We start from the raw sequence: 24457 nt of genomic DNA, 5'->3' as shown, positions 1-24457 counted from the left end.
TCCTCCTTGTCAGCGGTGCAATTCAAACTTGGCATGCAGGGCGCGAACCGACTGCACCATATCTTCCTTCTTCACCAGAACCCAAATCGTTGTATTGGAGTCTGCGGATTGCAGAATCTGAATATTTTGCGAGCTGAGCGCTTCAACAATACGGGCCATGATTCCCGGCACCCCATTGATGCCTCCGCCGATAACGGATACCTTCGCACAGCCGGACAAGCTCCTAGGACGCAGCCCCAGCTCCTGCAGCACAGAGATTGCCTTCTCCGATTTGTCATCAAACACAGTGTACAGAGCCTCGGATGGAGTCACATTAATGAAGTCTACGCTGATCCCGTTATCCGCCATGCTTTTGAAAATCTGCAGCTGTACGCCTGTTCCGTTGCCGTCCGGACATTCCACGGAGATCTGTGTAATGTTGCTGACATACGCAACGCCCGTGACAAAACGGTCAACGACTCCGTGCGAAACATCGCTGAAGCCTTCAGGATGGGTAACAAGCGTCCCTTCTGCTTCGGAGAACGTTGACCGTACACGTACCGGAATCTGAGCCTGCATAGCGATTTCTACAGCCCGGGGATGAATTACCTTGGCTCCCTGATAGGCCATATTGCAGATTTCCGTATAACTGACATAAGTTAGCTGCTTGGCATCTTCGACAATCCGCGGATCAGCGGTCAGAATGCCGTCAACATCGGTATAAATATCCACCATATCCGCACGCAGTGCAGCACCGAGCGCTGTAGCCGAAGTATCGCTTCCTCCTCGGCCAAGGGTTGTGAAATCACCGGCTTCGGTTTGACCCTGGAACCCGGTTACTATTACTACTTTATGCTCACGCAGTTCACGTAGAATGCGTTCTGTCCGCACATCCAGAATTCTTGCGTTGCCGTAGCTGCTGTCTGTTACAAATCCCGCCTGCGCCCCCGTAAGCACGGTAGAACGGATTCCTTCCTGCTCCAGCAGTCCGCACAGATTGGCCGCCGAGATAATCTCCCCGCAGCACATCAGCAGATCACGCTCGCGGTCGGGCAGCGAGTTCCCGCTTTGAGCCGCCAGATCCAGCAGTGTATCTGTAGCATAAGGCTCACCTTTGCGGCCCATTGCCGAGACTACAACCACAAGGCTGAACCCGCTGGCCAGCTCCCGTTTGACATGACGGATTACATGTTCTCTGGCCACCGGTGTGGAGAGCGAGGTTCCGCCGAATTTTTGCACCAAAATACCCATTTATAATTCCTCCATTACTTCTCTAAGCAAGCGCTGATAAATACGCAGAATAGCTGTTACCTTCATAGAGAACGGCTCTTGCTGCGCTGGGTGCATACCTTGAAATACTGAATACAAGTGTTAATCTCTAACGGTTCATTCATTGCCTAGCGTATGCAGAACCTCGTCCGAAATCGACTGCAGCAATGCGCCAGCCATAATCTTCCCTGCACTTGCCGGTGCGACAATTCCTGGAAGGCCCGGAGCCAGGATTGCCTTAATCCCGCGCTTCTCCGCGTACCGGAAATCACAGCCGCCCGGAGCCGAAGCCAGGTCGATAATTACGCAATGCCCGGGCAGACACGATAGAACCTCCGCCGTAAGCATCATACCGGGAATAGTATTGAAGATCAGATCAGCCTCTTCCACATGAAGCTGCAATGCTCCGGTCATAAAAGGCTTCCAGCCCATCTCTTCTGCGCGGGCATAATGCTCCTGCTTCCTGACCCCCACGGATACCCTGGCTCCAAGGCCTTGCAGGGTTCTAGCCATCGTGAAACCGGTTCTGCCCATGCCCAGCACCAATGAATTGGAGCCATGTATGGTGAAATCGGTATTCTGAATAGCTATTACCAGCGCGCCTTCCGCTGTAGGGATAGAATTGTATATCGCCACATCATCCCTGTCCAGCAGCTCCACTAGCTTCAGTGAATGCCTGGAACACAAGGCGCGCAAATAATCTTTGGCCATACCAGTATATACTATACAATCTGCCCGCAGCGCCGCGATATGTTCATCCAGCAGCTGCAGCGGACCGGAGGAATACAGCGCGTTAAGCTTTCCTTCCTCATCGCATCCTGCCACGGGCAGCACCAGTACATCGGCTGTGCCGAGCAGTTCTGCGTTCATCGGTTCCAGACTCACCCCCGGAACCGGAGTCTCCCACTGGTCGAACCCCGCGGCACTTACCGCCGCACTCATCTCTACGCATCTGCGGATCACTTCGAGCTGTCTTGCGTCCCCGCCCAGGAATACGATCCTGATGCCAGTAAGCATAAGGAAGATGCCCCTTTCCTCAACCCTGATCAATGCTCCAGCCTTAACCTGCTGAATAAAGTGTTGAACCGCCCTCAGGATGAGGACGGCAGATATGTTACGTATGTGCTTGGCTGCTGTGAAGAGCCGTAATGCTATGCTGAATGAAACCGTTCGATAATCATAGGCTGCAGCTGGCTGCCTTGCAGGGCTGCATAACAAGCCTCAGGAATAAGGTCCATCCGGGCGACAAGCGAGTTAGGCTTTGCAACCGGATTATCCTGGCCGAATGGCACAAAATAAATATTCTTAGTTACCAGCAGCTTAGCTATATTCGCCGCATTCAGGCCCAGGCCATCGTTGGTGGAGATCGCCAGCACCAGCGGACGCCCGTTGCGCATCTGCGATTTGGCAGCCATCAGCACCGGACTGTCCGTCATGGCATTCGCCAGTTTGCTTGTTGTGTTCCCTGTGCAGGGAGCAATCGTAAGTACATCCAGCAGCTTCGAAGGACCCAGCGGTTCCGCTTCAACAATTGTAGAAATGATATCATTCCCCGTTATATCTTTCAACTGTTTTAACCAATTTTCCGATGTGCCAAAGCGCGTATCCGTGTTCAGCACAGATGCCGATACAATCGGCACCACGTTGGCGCCGCCATCCATGAACCGCTGAATCTGCGGCATTACCTCGGCAAAGGTGCAGTGAGAGCCGGTAATTGCATAACCAACTGTTTTTCCATGCCAATCCATTTATTCGTCCCCCCTGATTGAAGTCTCGCCTGATAACGACTGTACCAGTGCATTAGCCATAATGATTCCGGCGCTCTTGGGGGCCACAATACCGGGAAGTCCCGGTGCCAGCATCGCCTTGATCCCGCGCTTCTCGGCATAGCGGAAATCGCACCCGCCCGGTGCGGAAGCCAGATCGATGATCACGCAGTGCCGCTGAAGACGCGATAGAACCTGTGCGTTAATAATCATGCTCGGAATGGTATTGAAGATCAGATCCGCTTCCGGTACGTGAAGCAGCAGATCTCCGGTCATAAACGGCTTCCAGCCCATTTCCTCTGCCCTTGCGTAATGCTCCTGTTTCCTTACACCAACTTTTACACTTGCACCCATGCCTTGCAGTGCCCTGGCCATGGTGAATCCCGTCCTGCCCATTCCGAGCACCATGGAGGTAGAACCATGGATGGTGAAATCGGTATTCTGTATGGCCATAACCAGTGCACCCTCAGCTGTGGGGATTGAATTGTAAATGGCCACATCGTCCCGGTTCAGCAGCTCCACCAGCTTGAGTGAATGTCTGGCACACAGGCCGCGCAAATAGCTTTTGGCCATGCCGGTATACACGATAGCCCGGGACGGCAGCGCAGCAATATGCTCTTCCAGCAGTTGCAGGCGTTCTGAAGCGAATACCGCATTAATATAACCCTCATCATCGCAGCCGACAGCCGGCAGCACCAGCACATCTGCGCTGCTGAGTAATTCTGCCGACATTTGTTCCAGGTTAACCCCCGGGCTTGGGGCATCCCACTTGTCGAACCCGGCAGCGCTTACCGACCCATCCATTTCCACACATTTCCGAATCACTTCAATTTGTCTCGCGTCCCCGCCCAGGAACACGATCCTGATGCCAGTAAGCATAGGGATGACGCTCCTTTCCACATACACATTCGACTATAGAGCATCTTATGCCGTGTGGTGCGGATGGGTGAAGAGCGGAGATGAATTCCAGCCAGCGCCGAAATAAATCACTGAGTTTCTGCAATATTCAATCTGTAATCAACTAAAATAATAAATTCATCCGGGCTGATCCCAGCCGTGATCCGGCTAATGCAATTAGCCCTGATATCGAAGCCTATACAACGGTTCAGGATATTATCGATTGCCGGGATGCCCCGCGGGAGAAGCAGTATGAGATAGCTGTGCAAGACAGACTAACGGCTCAGCCAAATAGAAGCTAAATCATCTATGCATATGACAAAATTTAAAAAAAGCTTGCGGTTACGCACCAGGAAGGTGCAGTTCCGCAAGCTTTTTAAATTAATCATAAATATTGATCGCGCTAATTATTTACCCGTATGTCCAAAGCCGCCGGCGCCGCGCTCCGTTTCAGAGAGCTCACCGACTTCCACCAGCGTTACAGATGGCACAGCCTGGAATACCATTTGGGCAATCCGCTCATTCCGGGCAATCGCAAACGGCTCCTGACCCAGGTTGATCAGCAGCACCTTAATCTCACCACGGTAATCCGCATCGATGGTACCCGGGGTATTCAGGCAGGTGATGCCGTGCTTCAGGGCCAGGCCGCTGCGCGGACGGATCTGCGCCTCCAGCCCGTCCGGCATGGCCAGGGAGATTCCAGTGGGGATTAATGCACGCTCGCCCGGAGCAAGCACCACAGCCTCTGCTACAGCGGCATACAGGTCATACCCTGAGGCCTGTTCGGACATTTTGCAGGGCAGCTGCACATCCTCATTCCCGGGAAGCTTGTTAATTTGAACGTAATAAGACAAGATCATCTCTCCTAACATTGGCTATCGCTTTATCTGTTGAGCCTACCATAGCCAGAGACAACGGCTGTGCGAACATAAAGTCCAGCAGCGCATTGATATCCTCCATGGTCACGGCCCCTATTTTGGCAATCATCTCATCGAGGGTATCCTGCCGTCCAAGCATCAGCTCGTTTTTGCCCATCCGGTTCATCCGGCTGCTGGTGCTTTCCAGACTCAGAATCAGACTGCCTTTCAGCTGCTCCTTGCCTTTGCGGAGTTCATCCTCACTCAGGCCGTTCACAGCAAGATCGTGCAGCATTTCTTTGATCAGCTCGGTAACCTCTTTGGTCTGCTTCGGCGCTGTGCCGGCATATACGGTGAACAAGCCGCTGTCGGCCTGGGCACTATGATACGAAAATACTGAGTACGCCAGACCGCGCTTCTCACGGATTTCCTGGAACAGCCGCGAGCTCATGCCGCCGCCGAAGGCATTGTTTAAGAGAGCCATGGGATACTGCAGCGGGCCGCCGCTCTTCACACCGGGCAAGGAGATGCAGATGTGATTCTGCTCTGTTTTCTTCTTGTGGAAGACCAGCTCCCCCTGATAATCCGGTTCAGTCAGCGAAGGCGATTCACCGTGATTCGCGAACGAGCCAAAATGCTGCTCCAGCAGTTCAATCAGCCCGTCATTAATATTTCCGGCTACGCTGATTACCGTATTCTCGATCGTATACTGCTCTTTCATGTATGCACGCAGGTCATCCGGCGTCATTTCCAGCAGACGTTCCTTGAGTCCGAGTATCGTGTAAGCCAGCGGGTGTTCGCCGTAGGCAGCGGCACACATCAGCTCATGGACCAGATCATCCGGCGTGTCCTCGCACATGGAGATTTCCTCCAGAATGACATTCTTCTCCTTGGCCAGCTCTTCGGCATCCATCCGTGAACGGAAAAACATATCCGCAAGCACATCCACAGCAATCGGCAGATGCTCATCCAGCACTTTGGCATAATAGCATGTATATTCCTTCGAGGTAAACGCGTTGACGTTGCCGCCAATCGCATCAAACTGTTCGGCGATCTCCTTCGCGCTGTACCGGTCAGTTCCCTTGAAGAGCATATGCTCGATGAAATGGGAAATCCCGTTGTTCAGCGGGTTCTCATTGCGTGAGCCCGTCTTGACCCAGATTCCGAAGGATACGGATCTTCCGGTCGGGATTTTCTCGGTAACCACCCGAAGTCCGTTCGATAATAATATTTTGTCCAATGTAAAATCCTCCTGGCACAGCCCCTGTATCTGTCTGTATTTATTATTCGCGCCTCTTATCCTATCAGAAATAGTCCGTTCACTCAACTTCCGAAGGTGTAATACGCTCTGTTGAGAGTGTCTGACTGACGGTTCCCAGCTGCAGACCCTTGGCTCTAATCCCGCGGATCATTCCCCTCAGCGCCTGGGAAGAGGAGTCTGTAGGGTGCATCAGTACCAGGGTTCCGGGCTCCGCTTTGCTGCTGATCTTGGCAATAACCGAATCCGGAGAAGGATGTCGCCAATCGACCGTATCAAGCGTCCATAAGACCGTTTTTAGTCCCAGCGAAGCTGCAATCTCCACCGTCTGCTGATTAAAATCACCTGAAGGCGGAGCAAACCATTTGTTGGTTACCCCCAGGCTATCCTTCAGCAGCTTCTGTGTCTTCTCAATCTCGGCCGTTGCCCGCGCGCGGCTGAGTGTACTCATGTTGGGATGGGTGTAGGCATGGTTCTCCACTTCATGTCCGCGCTTCAGCATTTCGGCTGCAAGCTCCTTGTTATGACTAAGCCAGCTTCCATCCAGAAAAAAGGTTACCTTGACCTTCTCCGCATCCAGAATATCCAGCATCGGCACAATATACTCGTTCCCCCACGCTACATTAATCATCAGCGACACCATCGGTTTGGCCGGATTGCCCCGGTAGATCGGCTGCGCTCCCAGATCACTCAGCGATACCTTCGGCTCTGTCTGGCGGTACACCAGTTTAAGGCTGTCCGCCGGCCCCCGCAAAAGCGCGTTCCGGTAGGTTGCCTCCACATCCACCTCAAGTCCGTTGTACCCCGGTATGGCTTTCCACACCCGGTCAACGACAGCATCAACAGGCTGCGCATTCAGCTCCGCTGCCTTGCCGGCAATCTGTGCGCGCAATTCATCGTTCGTTTGCTTTGGCACATAGCTCAGCACGGCCTTATCGGCCTGCGGCTTAAGCCCGGCAATCATCTCTTTGACCGGTCCATTCGTGCTGCCGATCCCGATTACTACTGCGATGCAGGCCAGCACAAGCGCTGCTTTGTCCGTCTTCATGACGTCTTTCCTCCCCGGCAGAAACGGTCTGATCCGTCCCGGCACAAGGGTAGAAGTGCAAGGACGCTTTGTCCCAGCCTATGTATGAAAAGCGCCGAATATGCATAAACGCATAGAGTGCAGCCCACTGCCATATACAATCCGCACCTGAGTACTGCCGATTAATTGCTAGAAAAAAAGAGCCAGAACGGTAAAGCTTCTGTCTCTTCTTCATACATTTAATTAGATTACCGGAAAACCGCAGGCGAGGCTATTTCTTACGCCTTCGCTCCGCTTTCCGAAGTCAGCACAGCTTTGCGCGACAGATTGACGCGGCCCTGCTGATCGATTTCGGTTACCTTAACGGTAATGGTATCGCCGATGGCAACAACATCTTCCACTTTAGCCACACGTTCTGTGGACAGCTGGGAAATATGAACGAGGCCGTCTTTACCCGGAATCAGTTCAACGAATGCGCCGAACTTCTCGATACGTCTAACTGTACCGACATAAATTTCGCCGACCTGTACTTCACGCACAATACCTTCGATAATGCCACGGGCCTTCTGGATCATCTCTTCGTTGGAGGAGCCGATGAAGACACGGCCATCCTGTTCGATGTCGATCTTTACGCCGGTTTCTTCAATGATTTTGTTAATAATCTTACCGCCAGCACCGATAACATCGCGGATTTTGTCCGGATTGATGTTGATGATAATGATTTTTGGAGCATATTTGGACAGGCTTGTTCTTGGTGCAGAGATCGCTTCATTCATTTTACCCAAGATGAACATACGTCCTTCTTTGGCCTGCTGGAGCGCATCCTGCAGAATTTTACGGTCGATGCCGTCGATTTTGATATCCATCTGAATCGCCGTTACGCCTTCCGCTGTTCCCGCTACCTTAAAGTCCATATCGCCGAGGTGATCTTCCATACCCTGAATATCTGTCAGGATGGAGACATGCTCTCCGTCTTTGATCAGACCCATAGCAACACCTGCAACCGGCGCCTTGATGGGCACCCCTGCATCCATCATCGCCAGGATACTGGCACAGATGCTCGCCTGGGAAGTCGAACCATTGGATTCGATGGCTTCCGATACCAGACGGATGGTGTACGGGAATTCAGTTTCACTTGGAATCACTTTGGACAATGCGCGTTCACCCAGTGCGCCGTGGCCGATTTCGCGGCGTCCCGGTGCTCTCAGCGGACGGGCTTCCCCTACGCTGAACGGAGGGAAGTTGTAATGATGCATAAAGCGCTTGGTTTCAGCCGGATCGATTCCGTCAAGAATCTGTACATCCCCCAGCGCGCCCAGTGTACAAACGCTAAGGATCTGTGTTTGTCCGCGTGTGAACAGACCGGAACCGTGTGTACGCGGCAGCAGCGCTGTATCGCATTCAATCGGACGAATCTCATCCAGCTTACGGCCATCCGGACGTACCTTATCATGCGTGATCAGACGTCTTACTTCGTCCTTCACGATATCATGCAGCACTTCCTTAACATCTTTAAGAAGTTCTGGTGTCTCTATGTATTTCTCTGCGAAATACTCCACCGTTTCATTATTAACCAGATCGATAGCATCCTGACGGGCATGCTTCTCGGCAATCTTCACGGCGTCAACCAGACGGCTCTCTGCGTAAGCGCGAACCTGTGCGTTTACATCAGCGTTAACCGCATGCAGCTTCACAGCCATCTTTTCTTTGCCGGCAACGGCGACGAGTTGCTCGATTACAGCTACGATCTTGCGGACTTCATCATGTCCGAACATGATCGCTTCAAGCATAACATCTTCAGTGACTTCATTGGCTTCAGCTTCCACCATCATGATGGCGTCCTTAGTACCGGCTACAACGACATAGATATCGCTGATTGCCTGCTGGGCTACATCAGGGTTGATGATGAATTCACCATTAATACGGCCTACAGCTACGCCCCCGATTGGACCGTTGAAAGGCACATCGGAAATACTCAGAGCAGCAGAAGTACCGATCATAGCTGCGATATCAGGCGCACAGTCCTGATCCACGCTCATAACCAGGTTCAAGACTTGCACGTCATTGCGGAACCCTTCCGGGAACAATGGACGAATCGGCCGGTCGGTCAGACGGCTCGACAGGATCGCCTTTTCACTTGGACGTCCTTCACGCTTGATGAATCCGCCCGGGATTTTACCCACTGCGTACAATCTTTCTTCATAGTTCACCGTAAGCGGGAAGAAATCCAGATCTTTAGGCTCACTGGATGCTGTAACCGTACACAATACTGAAGTATCTCCGTACCGCACCATAACGGCTGCGTTCGCTTGTTTGGCCAGACGGCCTGTTTCCAGCACAAGGCGTCTTCCGCCCAGCTGCATTTCCACACGTTGTTCCATAAAACCCCTCCTTGAATGATAGTAATTTTGTTCTGTATGTTCTACAAGCAAAAACGGCTTGTCCTCCATGAGGTGATCTAGCCGTTTTTTGCGAATAATATCCACTTATCTACTGTAAAAGTTTACCCTAAATTTTCAAAAAGCAACCCGGCTGTCCCGCTGTCGCTCGTAAGAAGGACATACGGTATACAACCAGGCTGCTTTAGGGTTGATCTTATGGAATATTAACGACGCAATCCCAGTTTTTCGATCAGGGCGCTGTAACGTCTGATGTCTTTGTTCTTCAAATACGCCAGCAGTTTACGACGTTGTCCAACCATCTTCAGCAGTCCGCGACGGGAATGATGATCCTTCTTGTGCGTACGCAAGTGGTCAGTCAAATTAACGATGTTCTCCGTAAGGATAGCAACTTGCACCTCAGGGGATCCAGTATCGGATTCGTGAGTTTTGTGCTCGTCGATCAATTGGTGTTTACGTTCTTGAGTCAATGCCATCCTGTTCACCTCCTTCATTATAATCGCCAGTAGCCTCGTCACCGTCGGTGAGAACAAGCAACCAAGCTAAGGTTATGCTGCTGTCATTCCAGCAACGTTAATCAGTATAGCACCTTCAAAGACAAAAGTAAACGGCATGTCCGGGAAAGATTAGGAATGATATCCCAGAAGCCCTTTGGCTGTCTCGGCATCTGCGCCGATCTGGGCGATTAAGGCCTGGATGGACTCAAACTTGCGTTCAGAACGGATAAAGGATACCAGCTCTACCTTAAGCTCCTGCCCGTAAATATCTCCCGCAAAATCAAACAGATGCACTTCGAAGCTTGGAGTAATCATCCCGTCATGAAACGTAGGCTTCACGCCGACATTCATCACACCGTACAATACATCTTCCTTGTAAAATACCTTGACGGCATACACGCCTTTGGCCGGAATGACATAGCGGTCTTCGAGCTGCAGGTTCGCCGTTGGAAACCCGATGGTCCGGCCCCGCTTCTCTCCATGTCCTACAATTCCGCGCAGGTGATAACAACGTCCAAACCAGGCATTGGCTTTATCCAGTTCCCCGGTCAGCAGGCACTTGCGGATGCCGGAGCTGCTGACCTTCTCCCCTTCGAGAAGAAACGGGGAGACCGTTTCTACATTCATAACACCCTGCCCCAGCTCCCGAAGCGTATCCGCATCACCTTCGCCCTTGTAGCCGAACCGGAAGTCGAAACCGACAACGGCGGTTACAATCTGCAGCGGCAGCAGCATTACAGAGACAAAGTCCACCGGGCTAACCCGGGAGAGTTCTTCATTAAATGCAATAATATATAAAATATCAACGCCCATCCCGGCAAGCAGCTCCTGCTTGTCCCTGGAAGGTGTCAAATATCCTTCATAGTCACCCTTACCCATAACATCCTTAGGATGGGGATAAAAGGTCATGACAGCTGCAGGTACACCTGCCTGGCGGGCAAGAGCTACAGCAGATGTTATTACGCTGGCATGTCCGCGGTGCAGTCCGTCGAACTGCCCCAGGGCAACTACTTGAGGCTGCGCCCACTCTGCTGCCGTCTCCGGCAACATAGGATAGCTTAAGGTTACGGTTCTCACGCTGTTTCTCACCTACATTCACAAATAAATTAAAGTTTAAGCCTGTGCAAACACTTTAACAGGAGCAATCGCACCGGTAGCTTCTAAAGCATAGATGCCCAGAAACTCCCCTTGCAGATCATAGAGCCTGAAATCTCCGCTGCCCTTCACTTCAGGTGCCACAAAGCGGAGTGACAGACGCTGCCCTTGCAGGGCGGCTTTCTTCTTCTCCTCGGCTACTGTATGTCTGGGCAAATGCGAAATCGCCTCATCGGCGGCAATTAAATGCTCTTCCAGCGTACCAGCTTCCTTATGTTCGGCAATTTGCTCCAGGGTCAGGCAATGACTGGCAGATATCCCAGCCGACATGGTCCGTTCCAGCTTCACCATCACACCCGGCACTCCAAGCGCACGCCCGATATCCACGCATAGGGTACGGATGTACGTTCCTTTGGAGCATAATACCCGGAACGTAATATCGGGATAATTGCCGCTCCAGACCATATCCTGCATTTCAATCTCATAAATTTCCACTTCACGGCTTTTACGTTCCACCGTCTTGCCTTCTCTGGCCAGCTCGTACAGGCGCTTACCATCCACCTTCACTGCGGAATACATCGGAGGAACCTGTGAAATCACGCCTTTGAAGGAATTCAGCACAGCCAGCACTTCAGCTTCCGTAACCTGAACCTCTTCAACTGATTCCGTAATCGTCCCTGTTAAATCCTCAGTATCACTGGCAAGTCCCAGCCGCAGCGTAGCAACATACTCCTTGGGAAGCTCCTGGATGTACTCAACCACCCGCGTGGCCCGTCCCAGGCACAGGGGCAGCACTCCGGTCACCTGGGGATCAAGTGTACCGGTATGTCCTATCCGCTTCATGCCTAGAATCCGACGCGCCTTGGCCACAACATCATGTGAAGTGAACCCTGCCGGCTTATATACGGCCAGAACACCTGTAAGTTCACTCATAGATGACGTTTAACCTCCTCAAGCACCTGCACTACCGCCTCTTCAAGACTTCCGTTAATGCGGGCACCCGCAGCACGTGTATGCCCGCCGCCGCCAAAGACCTGCGCCAGCGCTGCGACATCGACCTTACCTGCTGAACGCAGGCTGGCCTTCACCGCATGCTCATCGATTACCTTGAACAGAATGCCTACTTCAACACCGCGGATATTACGCGGATAATTGACAATCCCTTCAAGATCCTCGTTGGCCGCATTACAATCCAGCATATCCTGCGGTGTGACGTACACCCAGGCAATATCCCCTTCAGGACTGAGCTGCAGTGTACTAAGTGCCCGGTTGAGCACCTTCACCTGCGGGAGAGTCATCTCTTCAAGCAGGGTCTCAGCCAGTTCAGGTCCATTCACGCCTAGTGCCAGCAGTTCGGATACAGCTGCCATCACTTTAGGAGAAGTGTTGTTATAACGGAAACCGCCGGTATCTGTTAAGAGTCCGGTATAAATGGCCGTGGCAATATCGATATCCCATTCCACCTCAAACGTCTTCAGCAGGTCGAACAGAATCTCTGCTGTCGCAGCCGCATCCGGCTTGATGAGCGTTACGGCACCGTACCCATTATTGGTGGGATGATGATCTATATTTACGATAAGTGCATCACTGGTGAAATGACGCTGGGTAAGTCCTACACGCTGAAAATCCGCACAGTCGACACAAATGACATTGCTGTACTGGCGCGGCAGTTCGCCCGCAGCAGACAGATTGACAATTTGATCGGCATGCCATAAATATTCCATACGCTGCGGAATCTGGCCCTCGTTCAGCATACAATATTTTTTGCCCAGACATGAGAGAAGCCAGCCCACCGCGAGGGTGGAGCTGACTGCATCTCCGTCCGGCTGAACATGCGACACTACAAGATAATCGTCGTTTTCCAGCAGAAACTTACGGGTCTGCTGGAGACTTTGTTCATAGCTCTGCATTCGCCGTCTCCTTTATGTTCCGTAGCTCTATTCGGTTTTGCCGATTTCTCCGAGCAGCTTCTCAATATGACTTCCGTAAGCAACGGATTCGTCAATCTTGAAGATAAGCTCTGGAGTATGGCGCAGGCGGATTGCTTTGCCAAGCTCCGAGCGGAGAAAGCCGTTAGCTTTCTCAATCGCCTTGAGCGAGTCTGACTTCTGCTCCTCGTCCCCGAATACGCTCAGGTATACCTTGGCCTGTGACAAATCATTTGTCACATCTACGCCAGTTACAGTTACGAACCCGACGCGCGGGTCCTTCAGTCCGCTTTGGATGAGCTGGCTCAGTTCTTTCTTAATCTGTTCGCCAACACGTCCGGCTCTGATTTTAGACATCTATATTCACCTCTTCGCTTAGCGCTCTACCGTTTCCATAATGAACGCTTCGATAATGTCGCCTTCAACGACATCATTATAGCGTTCCAAAGTTATGCCGCATTCATAACCCTGCGCCACTTCTTTAGCATCATCTTTGAAACGTTTCAAGGTGTCGATCTTGCCTGTGAAGACAACGATACCGCTGCGGATCAGGCGCATTTCAGCGTTGCGGGCAATTTTGCCGGAAGTAACCATACAACCTGCGATGGTACCCACTTTGCTGATTTTGAACACATTGCGCACTTCAGCATGGCCGATAACATTCTCTTTGTAGATGGGATCAAGCATCCCCTTCATGGCACTTTCAATTTCTTCGATTACATTGTAGATGATGTTATGCAGACGCACATCCACTTTCTCCTGCTCTGCTGCAGCTTTCGTCTGGGTATCCGGACGAACATTGAAGCCGATAACAATAGCGTTGGATGCTGCTGCCAAGGTAATGTCGGATTCCGTAATCGCTCCGGCACCGCTGTGAAGGATCTTCACGCGAACACCTTCAACTTCGATCTTGGCCAGGGAGCCTTTCAGCGCCTCTACCGAACCTTGTACGTCACCCTTGATAATCACGTTGAGATCTTTGATCTCTCCGTCCTTGATGTGCTTGAACAGATCATCCAATGTTACACGGGTGTTCGTGTTCAGCTCAGACTGGCGCTGCGTAGTCGAACGTCTGTCCGCAATCGCACGGGCCTTGCGCTCATCTTCAAAGGCCATAAACGGATCGCCCGCCTGCGGCACTTCAGTCAAACCGGTAATTTCCACTGGTGTGGAAGGTCCCGCTTCTTTGATTTTGCGTCCCTTGTCATTGACCATGGCACGTACGCGTCCGAAGCAGTTACCTGCTACAAAGGCGTCGCCGACTTTCAGCGTACCGTTCTGTACGAGAATACGGGCAACCGGTCCACGGTTTTTGTCAAGCTCAGCTTCTATAACAGTACCGCGTGCCCGTTTGTCCGGGTTCGCTTTGTACTCATTTACTTCAGCAACGAGCAGAATCATTTCCAGCAGCTCTTCCAGGTTGATGCGCTGTTTGGCCGACAGGTTGACGAAGATCGTATCGCCGCCCCACTCTTCCGGAACCAGCTCATAGCTTGTAAGCTCCTGCTTCACCTTATCAGGGTCCGCACCTGGCTTGTCGATCTTGTTAACTGCAACAATGATCGGAAGTCCGGCCGCCTTGGCATGGTTGATCGCTTCTACCGTCTGCGGCATAACACCGTCATCGGCAGCTACAACGATAATCGTCATATCCGTAACCTGGGCACCACGGGCACGCATAGCGGTGAACGCTTCATGGCCAGGTGTATCAAGGAACGTGATTTTCTTGTGGTTGATTTCGACTTGGTAAGCACCGATGTGCTGCGTAATTCCGCCTGCTTCTCCGCCAGTTACGTTCGTGGAACGGATGGCATCGAGCAAGGTTGTTTTACCATGGTCAACGTGACCCATGATCGTTACAACCGGAGGACGGGACTGCAGATCATCGTCGGAATCATTCTCTTCCACGGTTTCGAAGCTGTCTTCATCTACCGGGATCTTCACTTCTACTTCTACACCGAACTCGCCGGCCAGAAGAAGGATCGTGTCGATGTCAAGCTCCTGATTGATCGTGGCCATAACGCCCATCGAGATCAGCTTCTTAATCACTTCCGAAGCATCCTTGTGAAGCAGCTTCGCGGTCTCACCAACCGTCATGCTGCCGCGGACAATAATCTTCTTCGGTGTGTTGTCAATCTTCTCACGGTGTACCATCGGCTGGTTTCTGCCGCGGTTGTTCTTGCCGCCACGGCCGCGGAAGTTGCCGCCTTTGCCGTCATCAAAACGTTTCTGGCCGCTGTTATTGTTCGGTCTGCCGCCAGTAGCATTCTTCTTCGGACCTCTGTCACCGCCACGGGAGAAATCTCCGCCTGCGTTGCCTTGACCCTGCGGGCGGTCGCCCGTGCGTGGTGCAGTACCTTGACCTTGTGGACGGTCACCTGTACGGGGCGCGCCGCCTTGACCTTGCGGACGGCTGCCAGTGGTGGAGCTGCCCTGCGGACGGCTGCCGCCGGTGGAGCTGCCTTGCGGGCGGCTGCCAGTGGTGGAGCTGCCTTGCGGACGGCTGCCGCCGGTGGAGCTGCCTTGTGGACGGCTGCCAGTGGTGGAGCTGCCCTGCGGACGGCTGCCGCCAGTGGAGCTGCCTTGCGGACGGCTGCCGCCGGTGGAGCTGCCTTGCGGGCGGCTGCCAGTGGTGGAGCTGCCTTGTGGGCGGCTACCAGTGGAGCTGCCTTGCGGGCGTGAATTTTGCGCTGTACCTGTTGTTTGTGTTCTGCGGGAATCTTGTCCGCTTTGGGGCCTTGGGGACGTCGTCGATTGGTTGTTGTTTTGGTTACTGTTCATACCTACCTGCTTTTCCGGTTGATTTTTGTTGGCATTCTGAGCACTTTGGGGTTCGGCTGTTACCGCGCCGGTGGTTACCGGACGGCTGCTGGTGCCGGTGTCCCGCTTGGCTGCAGCGTTTGACTTGATGTCCTTGAAGAACTGTTCAACTTTGTTCACGGAGCCATTCTCCATGACACTCATATGATTATTCACAGGGACATTCAAACGCTTCAGAATTGTAATGATTTCTTTACTGCTCATGTTCAGAGACTTCGCGTATTCATACACGCGCAGTTTATCCTTATTGTCTTCTTTAGTCAATAACTCCACCTCCGACAGTATCTCCAAGCGTTCTGGAGATCATTTCCGCGAATCCTTTATCCGTAACGGCCAGCACTACGCGCTGGTCTTTACCAATACTTGCACCGAGTTCATCCCGGTGAAATGCGATTACTAGTGGAATATCGTAGGTCCCGCACTTATCGCGGAACTTCTTTTGGGTATTATCTGAAGCGTCACCTGCCAGGACGACCAGCCTCGCCTCTGAAGACCGCACTGCCTTAAGCACAGCCTCGTCGCCGGTGACAATCTTGCCTGCTCTCATCGCAAGCCCTAAATAAGAAAGAGTCTTACTCATTGTCCTCACTATCCTTCGCTGCCAAAAATTGCTCCTCCACGGATGCAAAATCCCGGGCAAGCTGGGCATAGATTTCAGGACTCACTTGACATTTCAATGCTCGGTCAAGTGCTTTGGTCTTTTGTGCCAGCTTAAAGTATTCCAGTTTACCGCAGATATAAGCGCCACGGCCCGACTTCTTGCCCGTCAGGTCAATGAGCACTTCGCCCTCAGGCGTTCTCACCACGCGAATCAGCTCTTTTTTGGGCATCATCTCTTGGCTGGCAACGCATTTGCGCAGCGGCACCTTTCTTTGCTTCATAGTAGCGCCTCCCGTCAGTCAGCAGATTCATTAATCGATGGAGACGGAATCCTGATGCATTTCATCATTAGAAGTTCTGGGTCTGCCGTATTCCTGCTCTGCCTGAGTCTCACTCTTGATATCAATTTTCCAGCCGGTCAGCTTAGCAGCAAGACGGGCATTCTGCCCCTTGATGCCGATCGCCAGCGACAATTGATAATCAGGAACGATGACACGCGCCATTTTCTCAGCTTCAAAGACCTGAACTTCAAGTACTTTGGACGGGCTGAGCGCATTGGCCACATACTCCTGCACAAGCTCGGAATACCTTACGATATCAATCTTCTCGCCGCGAAGTTCGGTTACGATGGTCTGAACACGTGTACCTCTAGGGCCTACGCAGGAACCAACGGGATCGACTTCGGGATTACGCGAGAACACGGCGATTTTGGAACGGAAGCCGGCTTCGCGGGCAACGGAACGAATCTCAACTACTCCGTCAAAAATCTCCGGTACTTCCAGCTCGAACAGACGCTTCAGCAGACCCGGATGACTGCGGGACAGCATGATCTGCGGTCCTTTAGTCGTATTCTCCACCTTGGTGATATAAGCCTTGATACGCTCGCTCTGCTTGAACTTCTCGCCCGGCATAAGCTCGCCCAGCGGCAGAACCGCCTCGATTTTACCAAGATCCACATAAATGTTGCGCATATCCTGACGCTGGACAAGGCCGGTAACAATATCATCTTCCTTGTCAATAAAAGCGTTATAGATAAGTCCGCGTTCCGCTTCGCGGATACGCTGTGTAACAACCTGCTTGGCAGTCTGGGCAGCAATGCGCCCGAAATCACGCGGTGTAACCTCGAGTTCGGCAATATCCTCCAACTGGAAATGCGGGTTGATCTCCCGGGCTCCCGGCAGAGAAATCTCTGTCCGTGAGTCCAGAACCTCCTCCACAATCAGCTTGCGGGCAAAAACCTTGATTACGCCTGTGTTGCGGTTCATATCCACACGCACATTCTGCGCCGCATTGAAATTGCGTTTATAGCTGGAGATCAGCGCAGCTTCGATGGCTTCAAACAGCACATCCTTGCTGATGCCTTTCTCCCTTTCCAGTTCATTCATAGCTTCGATAAACTCCATACTCATGAAATTCCGGTCCCCCTTTCAAGACGTTAAAAAATAATGGCCAATCTCGCACTGGCGACCTTGGCGTACGGTACTAGATGTTCTTTTTTGCCCGCGGAGATGAGCAGTTCCTCGTTCTCGAACGAGAGCAAACGACCTTCGAATTCTTTGAGTCCTTGAATCGGCTCATACACCGTTACATATACATCCTTGCCAACCGCTTTGGCAACATCCGCAGCTTTCTTGAGCGGACGTTCAGCTCCGGGCGAGGAAACCTCAAGGAAATAAGCTTCGGGAAACGGATCATTCTCATCCAGCTTCTGGCTGATATATTCGCTGATGGTGCCGCAGTCATCAATATCGATGCCACCTTCTTTATCTACGAATACGCGCAGGAACCAATTGGAGCCTTCTTTCACGTATTCAACGTCCACCAGTTCGAAACCATTGTCCTCGAGATAGGACCCAAGCAGCTGCTCTACCGTCTGTTTAATTTTGGATTTGGGTGTGCTCAAAAGAAGATTACCTCCACGAACTTGTCTTTTGCTATATACCAAAGATAAAGAGTGGGTTTCCCCACTCTTTACACAACGGACTTATCTCATTATTACCAAAAAAATTATACCATAGTGAGTCTGCACTGACAAGTACCAGCCCTTGACTCCCTTATTTCAAAGCATGATTTGCAGCGAAATTTAGAATAATGACAGCTGGTTGCTCTCCGGCAGACCGCGGAAGCAGCCCATTCCGTTCAGCAGCTCAATCACCGTTTTACTGGCTTTGGATTTCTGCTGGAAGTCCTCAATGGAGAGGAATTCGCCGGCATCCTTGGCTGCCGCAATATTGATCGCGGCATTGTCGCCAATACCCGCAAGCGAAGAGAACGGCGGAATCAGGCTGGTGCCGTCAACCGTGAATTTGGTGGCATCGGAACGGTACAGATCGATATTTTTGAAGGTGAAGCCGCGGGCAGTCATCTCCAGTGCCATTTCCAGAACCGGAAGCATCGCTTTTTCCTTCGGCAGCGCCTGGAAGCCTTTTTGCTCGATCTCTACGATCTGGCGCCCAATAGCCTCATATCCCTTGCAGCAGAGATCAATATCAAAATCAGCGGCACGGACAGAGAAGTAAGTCGCATAATATTCAATCGGATAATACAGCTTGAAGAAGGCGGTCCGCACTGCAGAGATGACATACGCTGCCGCATGCGCCTTCGGGAACATGTACTGGATTTTGAGACAGGAATCAATGTACCACTGCGGCACCTTGCATTTCTTCATCTCTTCGATCCACTCGGGAGGAAGCCCCTTCCCTTTACGCACACTTTCCGTAATTTTGAAGGCCAGGCTGGCATCCATATCCGCCTTATAAATCAGGTAGAGCATGATATCATCACGGCAGCCGATAACCGTCTTGATGTTGCAGGTATTGTTCTTGATGAGCTCCTGGGCATTCCCCAGCCACACGCCGGTCCCGTGGGACAAGCCTGAAATCTGCAGCAAGTCGGCAAAGCTGGAAGGCTTGGCTTCTACGAGCATCTGGCGGACAAACTTCGTCCCCATTTCCGGCACTCCGTAGGTGGCTACAGGGGTCCGGATCTGATCCGGTCTTACCCCGAGCGCATCTGTGGAGTTGAACATGCTCATCACCTTCGGATCATTCATCGGAATGGTGGTCGGGTCCACGCCGGTCAGATCCTGCAGCATGCGCATCATGGTCGGATCATCATGGCCCAGAATATCAAGCTTCAACAGGTTGGCATCGAAGGCATGATAGTCAAAATGGGTTGTTTTCCACTCAGCCGTAACATCATCCGCCGGGAACTGCACCGGGGTAATATCTTCAATCTCCATATAATCCGGCAAAACAACGATACCGCCGGGATGCTGCCCCGTACTGCGCTTCACACCCGTGCAGCCGGCCGCCAGACGGCCTATCTCGGCTCCGCGCCAGCGTTTCTGGTGATGCTCTTCATATTTCTTCGTGAACCCGAAGGCGGTCTTCTCAGCTACGGTACCGATGGTGCCTGCCCGGAATACATTGTCAGGTCCAAACATCGTTTTGGTAAAATTGTGGGCATTCGGCTGATACTCCCCGGAGAAGTTAAGGTCGATATCGGGAACCTTATCCCCCTTGAAGCCCAGGAACGTCTCAAACGGGATATCCTGGCCTTCCCCCTTCAGGTTACCGCCGCAGTCCGGACAGGCCTTATCCGGCAGGTCGAAACCGCTCGGCACGCTGCCGTCAAGGAACCATTCACTATGCCTGCACTCCGAATTCGTGCAGATATAGTGGGCCGGCAGCGGATTAACCTCAGAAATACCAAGGAACGTTGCAACAACAGACGACCCTACCGATCCACGCGAGCCGACGAGATATCCATCCTGGTTCGACTTTTTAACGAGCCGTTCCGAGATCAGATAGTTGGCAGAGAAGCCGTATTTAATAATCGGCGCAAGCTCCTTCTCCAGACGGGCTACTACAACCTCCGGCAATTCCTCGCCGTAAATTGATTTGGCTGTCTCATAGCAGGTATTGCGGATCTCATCATCCGCTCCTTCAATAATCGGGGTGAACAGCTCGCTCGGGAACAGATCATATTCCTCGAAACGTTCGGCCAGCTCCACGGTATTGGTGACCACGACCTCCATCGCTTTTTCCGGGCCCAGGAACTCAAATTCCGTAAGCATTTCCTCGGTGGTCCTGAAATGGGCATCTGGTTTACGCTGGTCCTTCAGCGGACTGAAGCCGGTAATCCCGTGAATTGTAATATCACGGAACAGCTTGTCACGCGGCTCCAGGTAATGCACGTTGCCGGTGGCAATGACAGGCTTGTTCATCTGGTCGCCGATTTCACATATCTTGCGCACAACACCGCGTAAATCCTCGGCGCTGGCCACGAAGCCTTTATCCACCAGATGCATGTACATGGTCAGCGGCTGAATCTCCAGAACGTCATAGAACTGGGCGACCTCAATGGCCTCCTCCACCGTCTTGTTCAGCACCGCTTCAAAGAACTCGCCGCGCTCACAGCCGGAGATGACAATCAGCCCGTCCCGGTGCTCCTCAAGCTTCGATTTGGGGATACAGGGTACCCGTTTATAATACTCCGTGTGCGACATGGAGATCAGCTTGTAGAGATTCTTTTTGCCGGTCGGATTCAGTGCATAAATGCCGCAGTGAAACGGCCGTACATTCGAGAGGTCATTGCCTACATAATCATTCAGCCGGTCAAGCCGGGTTAACCCTTTCATCTTCTCCGCATCCGCGAGCAATCCATTGAGGATACCGCCCAGGGCAATCGTATCGTCCACCGCCCGGTGATGGCTCTCCAGCAGCACTTTGTACTTGTCAGCGAGTGTATTGAGCCGGTGGTTCTTCATGGTCGGGAATAGCAAACGCGCAAGCTCCAGCGTATCCAGTGAAGGATTCGGCAGCTGCGGCTGGCCCAGCTTCTTCAGGGAAGCCTGAATGAACCCCATATCAAACCGAGCATTATGGGCTACCAGAATGCTGTCACCTACAAACTGGACGAACTCCTTAAGTACAGGTTCCAGATCAGGAGCGTCTTTGACCATTTCATCGGTAATGTTGGTCAGCTGCTGGATATGGTAAGGAATCTTTTCATGCGGATTAACGAAGGTTGTATAACGGTCCAGCTCTTTGCCTTCGCACATTTTAATTGCTGCAAGCTCTGTAATATTGTTGCGCGTGATCGACAGACCGGTGGTTTCGATGTCAAATACGACATAGGTTGCTGTTTTGAGCTCCAGGGGCTGTGCATTCTCCACGATGTTTACAGCATCATTTACGACGTTGGCTTCCACACCATAGAGCATTTTGAGCTTATGCTTATGTGCAGCATGGTTCGCATCCGGGAAGCTCTGGACATTACCGTGATCCGTAACAGCCAGTGCCGGGTGTCCCCATTTCGCAGCGGTTTTGACATAATCGGTGATGGTTGCCACTGCATCCATCGTACTCATTGTGGTATGCAGATGGAATTCCACCCGCTTCTGCTTGGCATTGTCCTTACGCGCCGGCGGTGCAGAGACTTCCGACAAATCCGACGGGATCATCACCAGTTCCGGAATTTGCATGAAGCGGTCGTATTCAACTTTGCCGCGTGCCCGCACCCACTTACCGTTGGCCAGCTGCCCCATCACTTTCAGGTCTTCCTTGGTCTTCGCAAACATCTTCATCTGCAGAGAGTCGGTGAAGTCAGTAATGCAGAAGGTATATAGCGTGTTGCCGTTACGCAGCTCTTTGGTGTCGAGTCCAAAAATCGTGCCTTGAATCGTAATCTTCTTCTCTTCATCCTGGATGTCCAGAATCGATACGGCTTGTTCTTTGATCTCATACCCGATCTGAAGCTTAATTACCTCATTCGGATCACCGGGCTCCTCAGGCTCGTCCGGTTCACTGGCCATCATCATCATCTCTACCAGTTCACGCTGTTCCTGCTGGAGCTTCTGCTGGAATTCCTCGTAGGCATCCGCTTTGTTCTCATTCTCGGCAATCTGCAGCTTCACCTTAAGGGTAAGCCCGAAATATTTATCATAATATTTAATAATGGCTGCTTCGATGCCCTTTTTACGGGCCAGTTCAAGAGACATGGAATCGCTCAGGCTAAGCAAAAGCGTACCGTCCTGCAGATCCTGACTGGAGCGCGTCAGCCATCCGTTAACGGATGGAATCTCACGCTGGACCCACTCGAGGAACATTCCCCAGTACTCCTGTACAATATCCGCTCTATTGATTGTGTCATCATATAGGAACAAGAAGCTGACTTTGGCAATATGCTGCAGCTTCTCACGCATTCTAAGGACAAAGGTACGGTAGGTCTGGGCCGGAACCAGGCTGTCTTTCGCAATTACAATATGCCAGTCACGGTTTCCGCGGCTGATTTCCACACGTTCGATCTGCCCGTCCAAAAAGTAGGGATCAATGATGGCCGGCGGAATTTCCCCCTGCTTCATTAACAGCTCGAACCTTTTTCTTCTCTCCACGCTTTGCTCCATGGTTTCCCCACCTAACTCGGCAATAATTGGCTATATCCTTACTATAATTCTATTATAGTAAGAAAAGCTTCCGGTTCAAAAAGCATTGGGTAATTGCGGCCCGCCGACTCCTCTCGCCAGAAGCTAATATAAAGGATCAAATAAAAATTGAAGTTGCCGCTTAATACGCTTTGGCGAATACAACTGTATGCAGGGCCGGCTCACCGCAGCAAATACAAGTCTCTTTCGTTTCGGACGGATTGAACGGAATATTTCGGCTGCCTGCGCCTGTTTCTTCCTTCACCTTGGATTCACATTCCTCCGAGCCGCACCAGCCTGCAAGTGCAAAGCCGCGCTTCTCTTCCATGGATTCCTTCATTTGCTCTAAGGTATCTACAGAATAGAAATGATCCTCACGGAACTTCAGAGCCCGCTCGAACATTTCCTGGTGAACCTGCTCCAGCATAGCCTTCACTTCTTCAACCAGATTCTCCTGCTGGATAATCTTCTTCTCTCCGCTGATCCGGGATACGATTACGCAGACTCCGTTCTCCATATCACGCGGTCCAAGCTCCAGACGTACCGGTACACCGCGCATTTCGTATTCATTGAACTTCCAGCCCGGTGTAACATCAGCGCGGTCGTCTACACGTACGCGGATTCCGGCACTCTTCAGCTCTTTGAACAGTTCATCTGTGCGCCCGATCACTGCTTCACGGGTCTTAGGCGGCCCGATCGGAATCATAATGACCTGAGTAGGCGCTACCTTCGGCGGCAAAGCCAGTCCGCGGTCATCCCCATGCACCATGATCAGTGAGCCGATTAGACGTGTTGTAGAGCCCCATGAGGTTGTATGTGCATATTCAAGTACATTATCACGGCTTAAGTATTGGATATCAAAAGCAACTGCGAACTTGGTACCCAGATAATGCGAGGTAGCCGCCTGCACAGCCCGTCCATCTTTCATCATTGCTTCAATGGAATACGTATCTACCGCACCAGCGAACCGCTCGGATGGTGTCTTCTGTCCGGTAACCACAGGAATCGCCAGAAAAGTCTCTACGAAATCACGGTAGTTATCCAGCATCTTCATCGTTTCTTCACGCGCTTCCGTCTCATTCTCATGAGCGGTATGGCCTTCCTGCCAGAGGAATTCCGTAGTGCGGATGAACGGCAATGTACGCTTTTCCCAGCGGACTACGTTAGCCCATTGGTTAATCAGCACCGGAAGGTCACGGTAGGACTGAATCCATTTGGAATACATGTGGCCGAACATGGTTTCGGAAGTAGGGCGGATTGCCAGACGTTCTTCCAGCACATCGCCACCAGCTTCAGTCACCCAAGGCAGCTCCGGATTGAAGCCCTCAACATGTTCTTTCTCCTTCTGGAAAAAGCTCTCCGGAATAAACAGCGGGAAGTAGGCATTGCGGTGTCCGGTTTCCTTGAGGCGGCGGTTCATCTCCTCCTGGATATGTTCCCAGATCTCGTAGCCATCCGGTTTGAACACAATACAGCCGCGGACCGGAGAATAATCCATCAGGTCCGCTTTTTTGATCACATCAATATACCAGCGTGAGAAATCTTCGCCCTGCGGCGTGATTTCCGTAACGAACTGCTTGTCTTTTGCCATGTAAAGAGATCCTCCTAAAATTCGCCCCGCAAAGCGCCGGATAACAA

The 24457-nt window shown here is 52.0% G+C and carries 20 protein-coding genes; all 20 read right to left on the bottom strand.

From position 1 onward, the window contains the following. Window positions 1-9: 9 nt before the first annotated feature. The 20 genes from dapG to proS all read right to left on the bottom strand — a co-directional run bounded on the left by dapG (window position 10) and on the right by proS (window position 24410). Window positions 10-1230 (bottom strand): aspartate kinase, encoded by a 1221-nt coding sequence (gene dapG / locus NSQ73_RS12295; protein ID WP_039294812.1) that lies wholly within the window; start codon window positions 1228-1230, stop codon window positions 10-12. Between the two features lie 135 nt (window positions 1231-1365). Then, window positions 1366-2265, bottom strand: coding sequence for a dipicolinate synthase subunit DpsA (gene dpsA, locus NSQ73_RS12290; RefSeq protein ID WP_340986622.1), 900 nt, complete (start codon window positions 2263-2265; stop codon window positions 1366-1368). A gap of 134 nt (window positions 2266-2399) precedes the next feature. After that, window positions 2400-2996: a dipicolinate synthase subunit B gene (locus NSQ73_RS12285; RefSeq protein ID WP_039294817.1), complete on the bottom strand. Its 597-nt coding sequence runs from the start codon at window positions 2994-2996 to the stop codon at window positions 2400-2402. Continuing rightward, the gene (gene dpsA / locus NSQ73_RS12280; protein WP_042138106.1) at window positions 2997-3893 is read right to left on the bottom strand and encodes a dipicolinate synthase subunit DpsA; all 897 of its coding nucleotides are present in this window, start codon (window positions 3891-3893) and stop codon (window positions 2997-2999) included. A 425-nt stretch (window positions 3894-4318) separates the two neighbouring features. Beyond that, entirely contained in the window at window positions 4319-4765 is a 447-nt protein-coding gene (gene dut / locus NSQ73_RS12275) for a dUTP diphosphatase (protein ID WP_340986620.1), read from the bottom strand. Further along, window positions 4743-6008 (bottom strand): M16 family metallopeptidase, encoded by a 1266-nt coding sequence (locus tag NSQ73_RS12270; protein WP_042138111.1) that lies wholly within the window; start codon window positions 6006-6008, stop codon window positions 4743-4745. The genes dut and NSQ73_RS12270 overlap by 23 nt, the downstream gene beginning before the upstream one ends. Window positions 6009-6087: 79 nt before the next feature. After that, a complete protein-coding gene (locus NSQ73_RS12265; protein ID WP_340986619.1) occupies window positions 6088-7074 on the bottom strand; it encodes a polysaccharide deacetylase family protein in 987 nt (328 codons plus the stop codon). A gap of 257 nt (window positions 7075-7331) precedes the next feature. Further along, a complete protein-coding gene (gene pnp, locus NSQ73_RS12260; protein ID WP_039294832.1) occupies window positions 7332-9434 on the bottom strand; it encodes a polyribonucleotide nucleotidyltransferase in 2103 nt (700 codons plus the stop codon). Window positions 9435-9658: 224 nt separating this feature from the next. Continuing rightward, a complete protein-coding gene (gene rpsO / locus NSQ73_RS12255) occupies window positions 9659-9928 on the bottom strand; it encodes a 30S ribosomal protein S15 (protein ID WP_019910460.1) in 270 nt (89 codons plus the stop codon). A gap of 150 nt (window positions 9929-10078) precedes the next feature. Continuing rightward, window positions 10079-11026: a bifunctional riboflavin kinase/FAD synthetase gene (locus NSQ73_RS12250; protein ID WP_340986617.1), complete on the bottom strand. Its 948-nt coding sequence runs from the start codon at window positions 11024-11026 to the stop codon at window positions 10079-10081. A gap of 36 nt (window positions 11027-11062) precedes the next feature. Then, window positions 11063-11977, bottom strand: coding sequence for a tRNA pseudouridine(55) synthase TruB (truB, locus tag NSQ73_RS12245; RefSeq protein WP_076246917.1), 915 nt, complete (start codon window positions 11975-11977; stop codon window positions 11063-11065). Continuing rightward, window positions 11974-12954: a DHH family phosphoesterase gene (locus NSQ73_RS12240; protein ID WP_340986613.1), complete on the bottom strand. Its 981-nt coding sequence runs from the start codon at window positions 12952-12954 to the stop codon at window positions 11974-11976. The genes truB and NSQ73_RS12240 overlap by 4 nt, the downstream gene beginning before the upstream one ends. A gap of 27 nt (window positions 12955-12981) precedes the next feature. Beyond that, a complete protein-coding gene (gene rbfA / locus NSQ73_RS12235) occupies window positions 12982-13329 on the bottom strand; it encodes a 30S ribosome-binding factor RbfA (RefSeq protein ID WP_039294844.1) in 348 nt (115 codons plus the stop codon). A gap of 18 nt (window positions 13330-13347) precedes the next feature. Next, entirely contained in the window at window positions 13348-16056 is a 2709-nt protein-coding gene (gene infB, locus NSQ73_RS12230; RefSeq protein WP_340989260.1) for a translation initiation factor IF-2, read from the bottom strand. Then, entirely contained in the window at window positions 16049-16372 is a 324-nt protein-coding gene (locus NSQ73_RS12225; RefSeq protein ID WP_039295273.1) for a YlxQ family RNA-binding protein, read from the bottom strand. Before NSQ73_RS12225 ends, infB begins: the two co-directional genes overlap by 8 nt. Further along, window positions 16365-16673 carry an RNase P modulator RnpM gene (rnpM, locus tag NSQ73_RS12220; RefSeq protein ID WP_036692616.1) on the bottom strand — a complete coding sequence of 103 codons (309 nt, stop codon included), beginning with the start codon at window positions 16671-16673 and terminating at the stop codon, window positions 16365-16367. The genes NSQ73_RS12225 and rnpM overlap by 8 nt, the downstream gene beginning before the upstream one ends. A gap of 30 nt (window positions 16674-16703) precedes the next feature. Next, the gene (gene nusA / locus NSQ73_RS12215) at window positions 16704-17801 is read right to left on the bottom strand and encodes a transcription termination factor NusA (protein ID WP_039295270.1); all 1098 of its coding nucleotides are present in this window, start codon (window positions 17799-17801) and stop codon (window positions 16704-16706) included. A gap of 26 nt (window positions 17802-17827) precedes the next feature. Further along, complete coding sequence (gene rimP, locus NSQ73_RS12210; RefSeq protein ID WP_171716069.1) at window positions 17828-18295, bottom strand: ribosome maturation factor RimP; 468 nt, start codon at window positions 18293-18295, stop codon at window positions 17828-17830. 180 nt (window positions 18296-18475) lie between these two features. Next, window positions 18476-22801 carry a PolC-type DNA polymerase III gene (locus NSQ73_RS12205; RefSeq protein WP_340986612.1) on the bottom strand — a complete coding sequence of 1442 codons (4326 nt, stop codon included), beginning with the start codon at window positions 22799-22801 and terminating at the stop codon, window positions 18476-18478. A gap of 160 nt (window positions 22802-22961) precedes the next feature. After that, window positions 22962-24410, bottom strand: coding sequence for a proline--tRNA ligase (proS, locus tag NSQ73_RS12200; RefSeq protein ID WP_076246925.1), 1449 nt, complete (start codon window positions 24408-24410; stop codon window positions 22962-22964). Between the last annotated feature and the right edge of the window lie 47 nt (window positions 24411-24457).

Origin of the sequence: Paenibacillus sp. FSL R10-2736 (genome assembly GCF_038000245.1) — a bacterium.
Lineage (GTDB): Bacteria > Bacillota > Bacilli > Paenibacillales > Paenibacillaceae > Paenibacillus_AQ > Paenibacillus_AQ phytohabitans.
The sequence above is the reverse complement of the archived record's forward strand: the minus strand, read 5'-3'. Positions and strand labels throughout refer to the sequence as shown.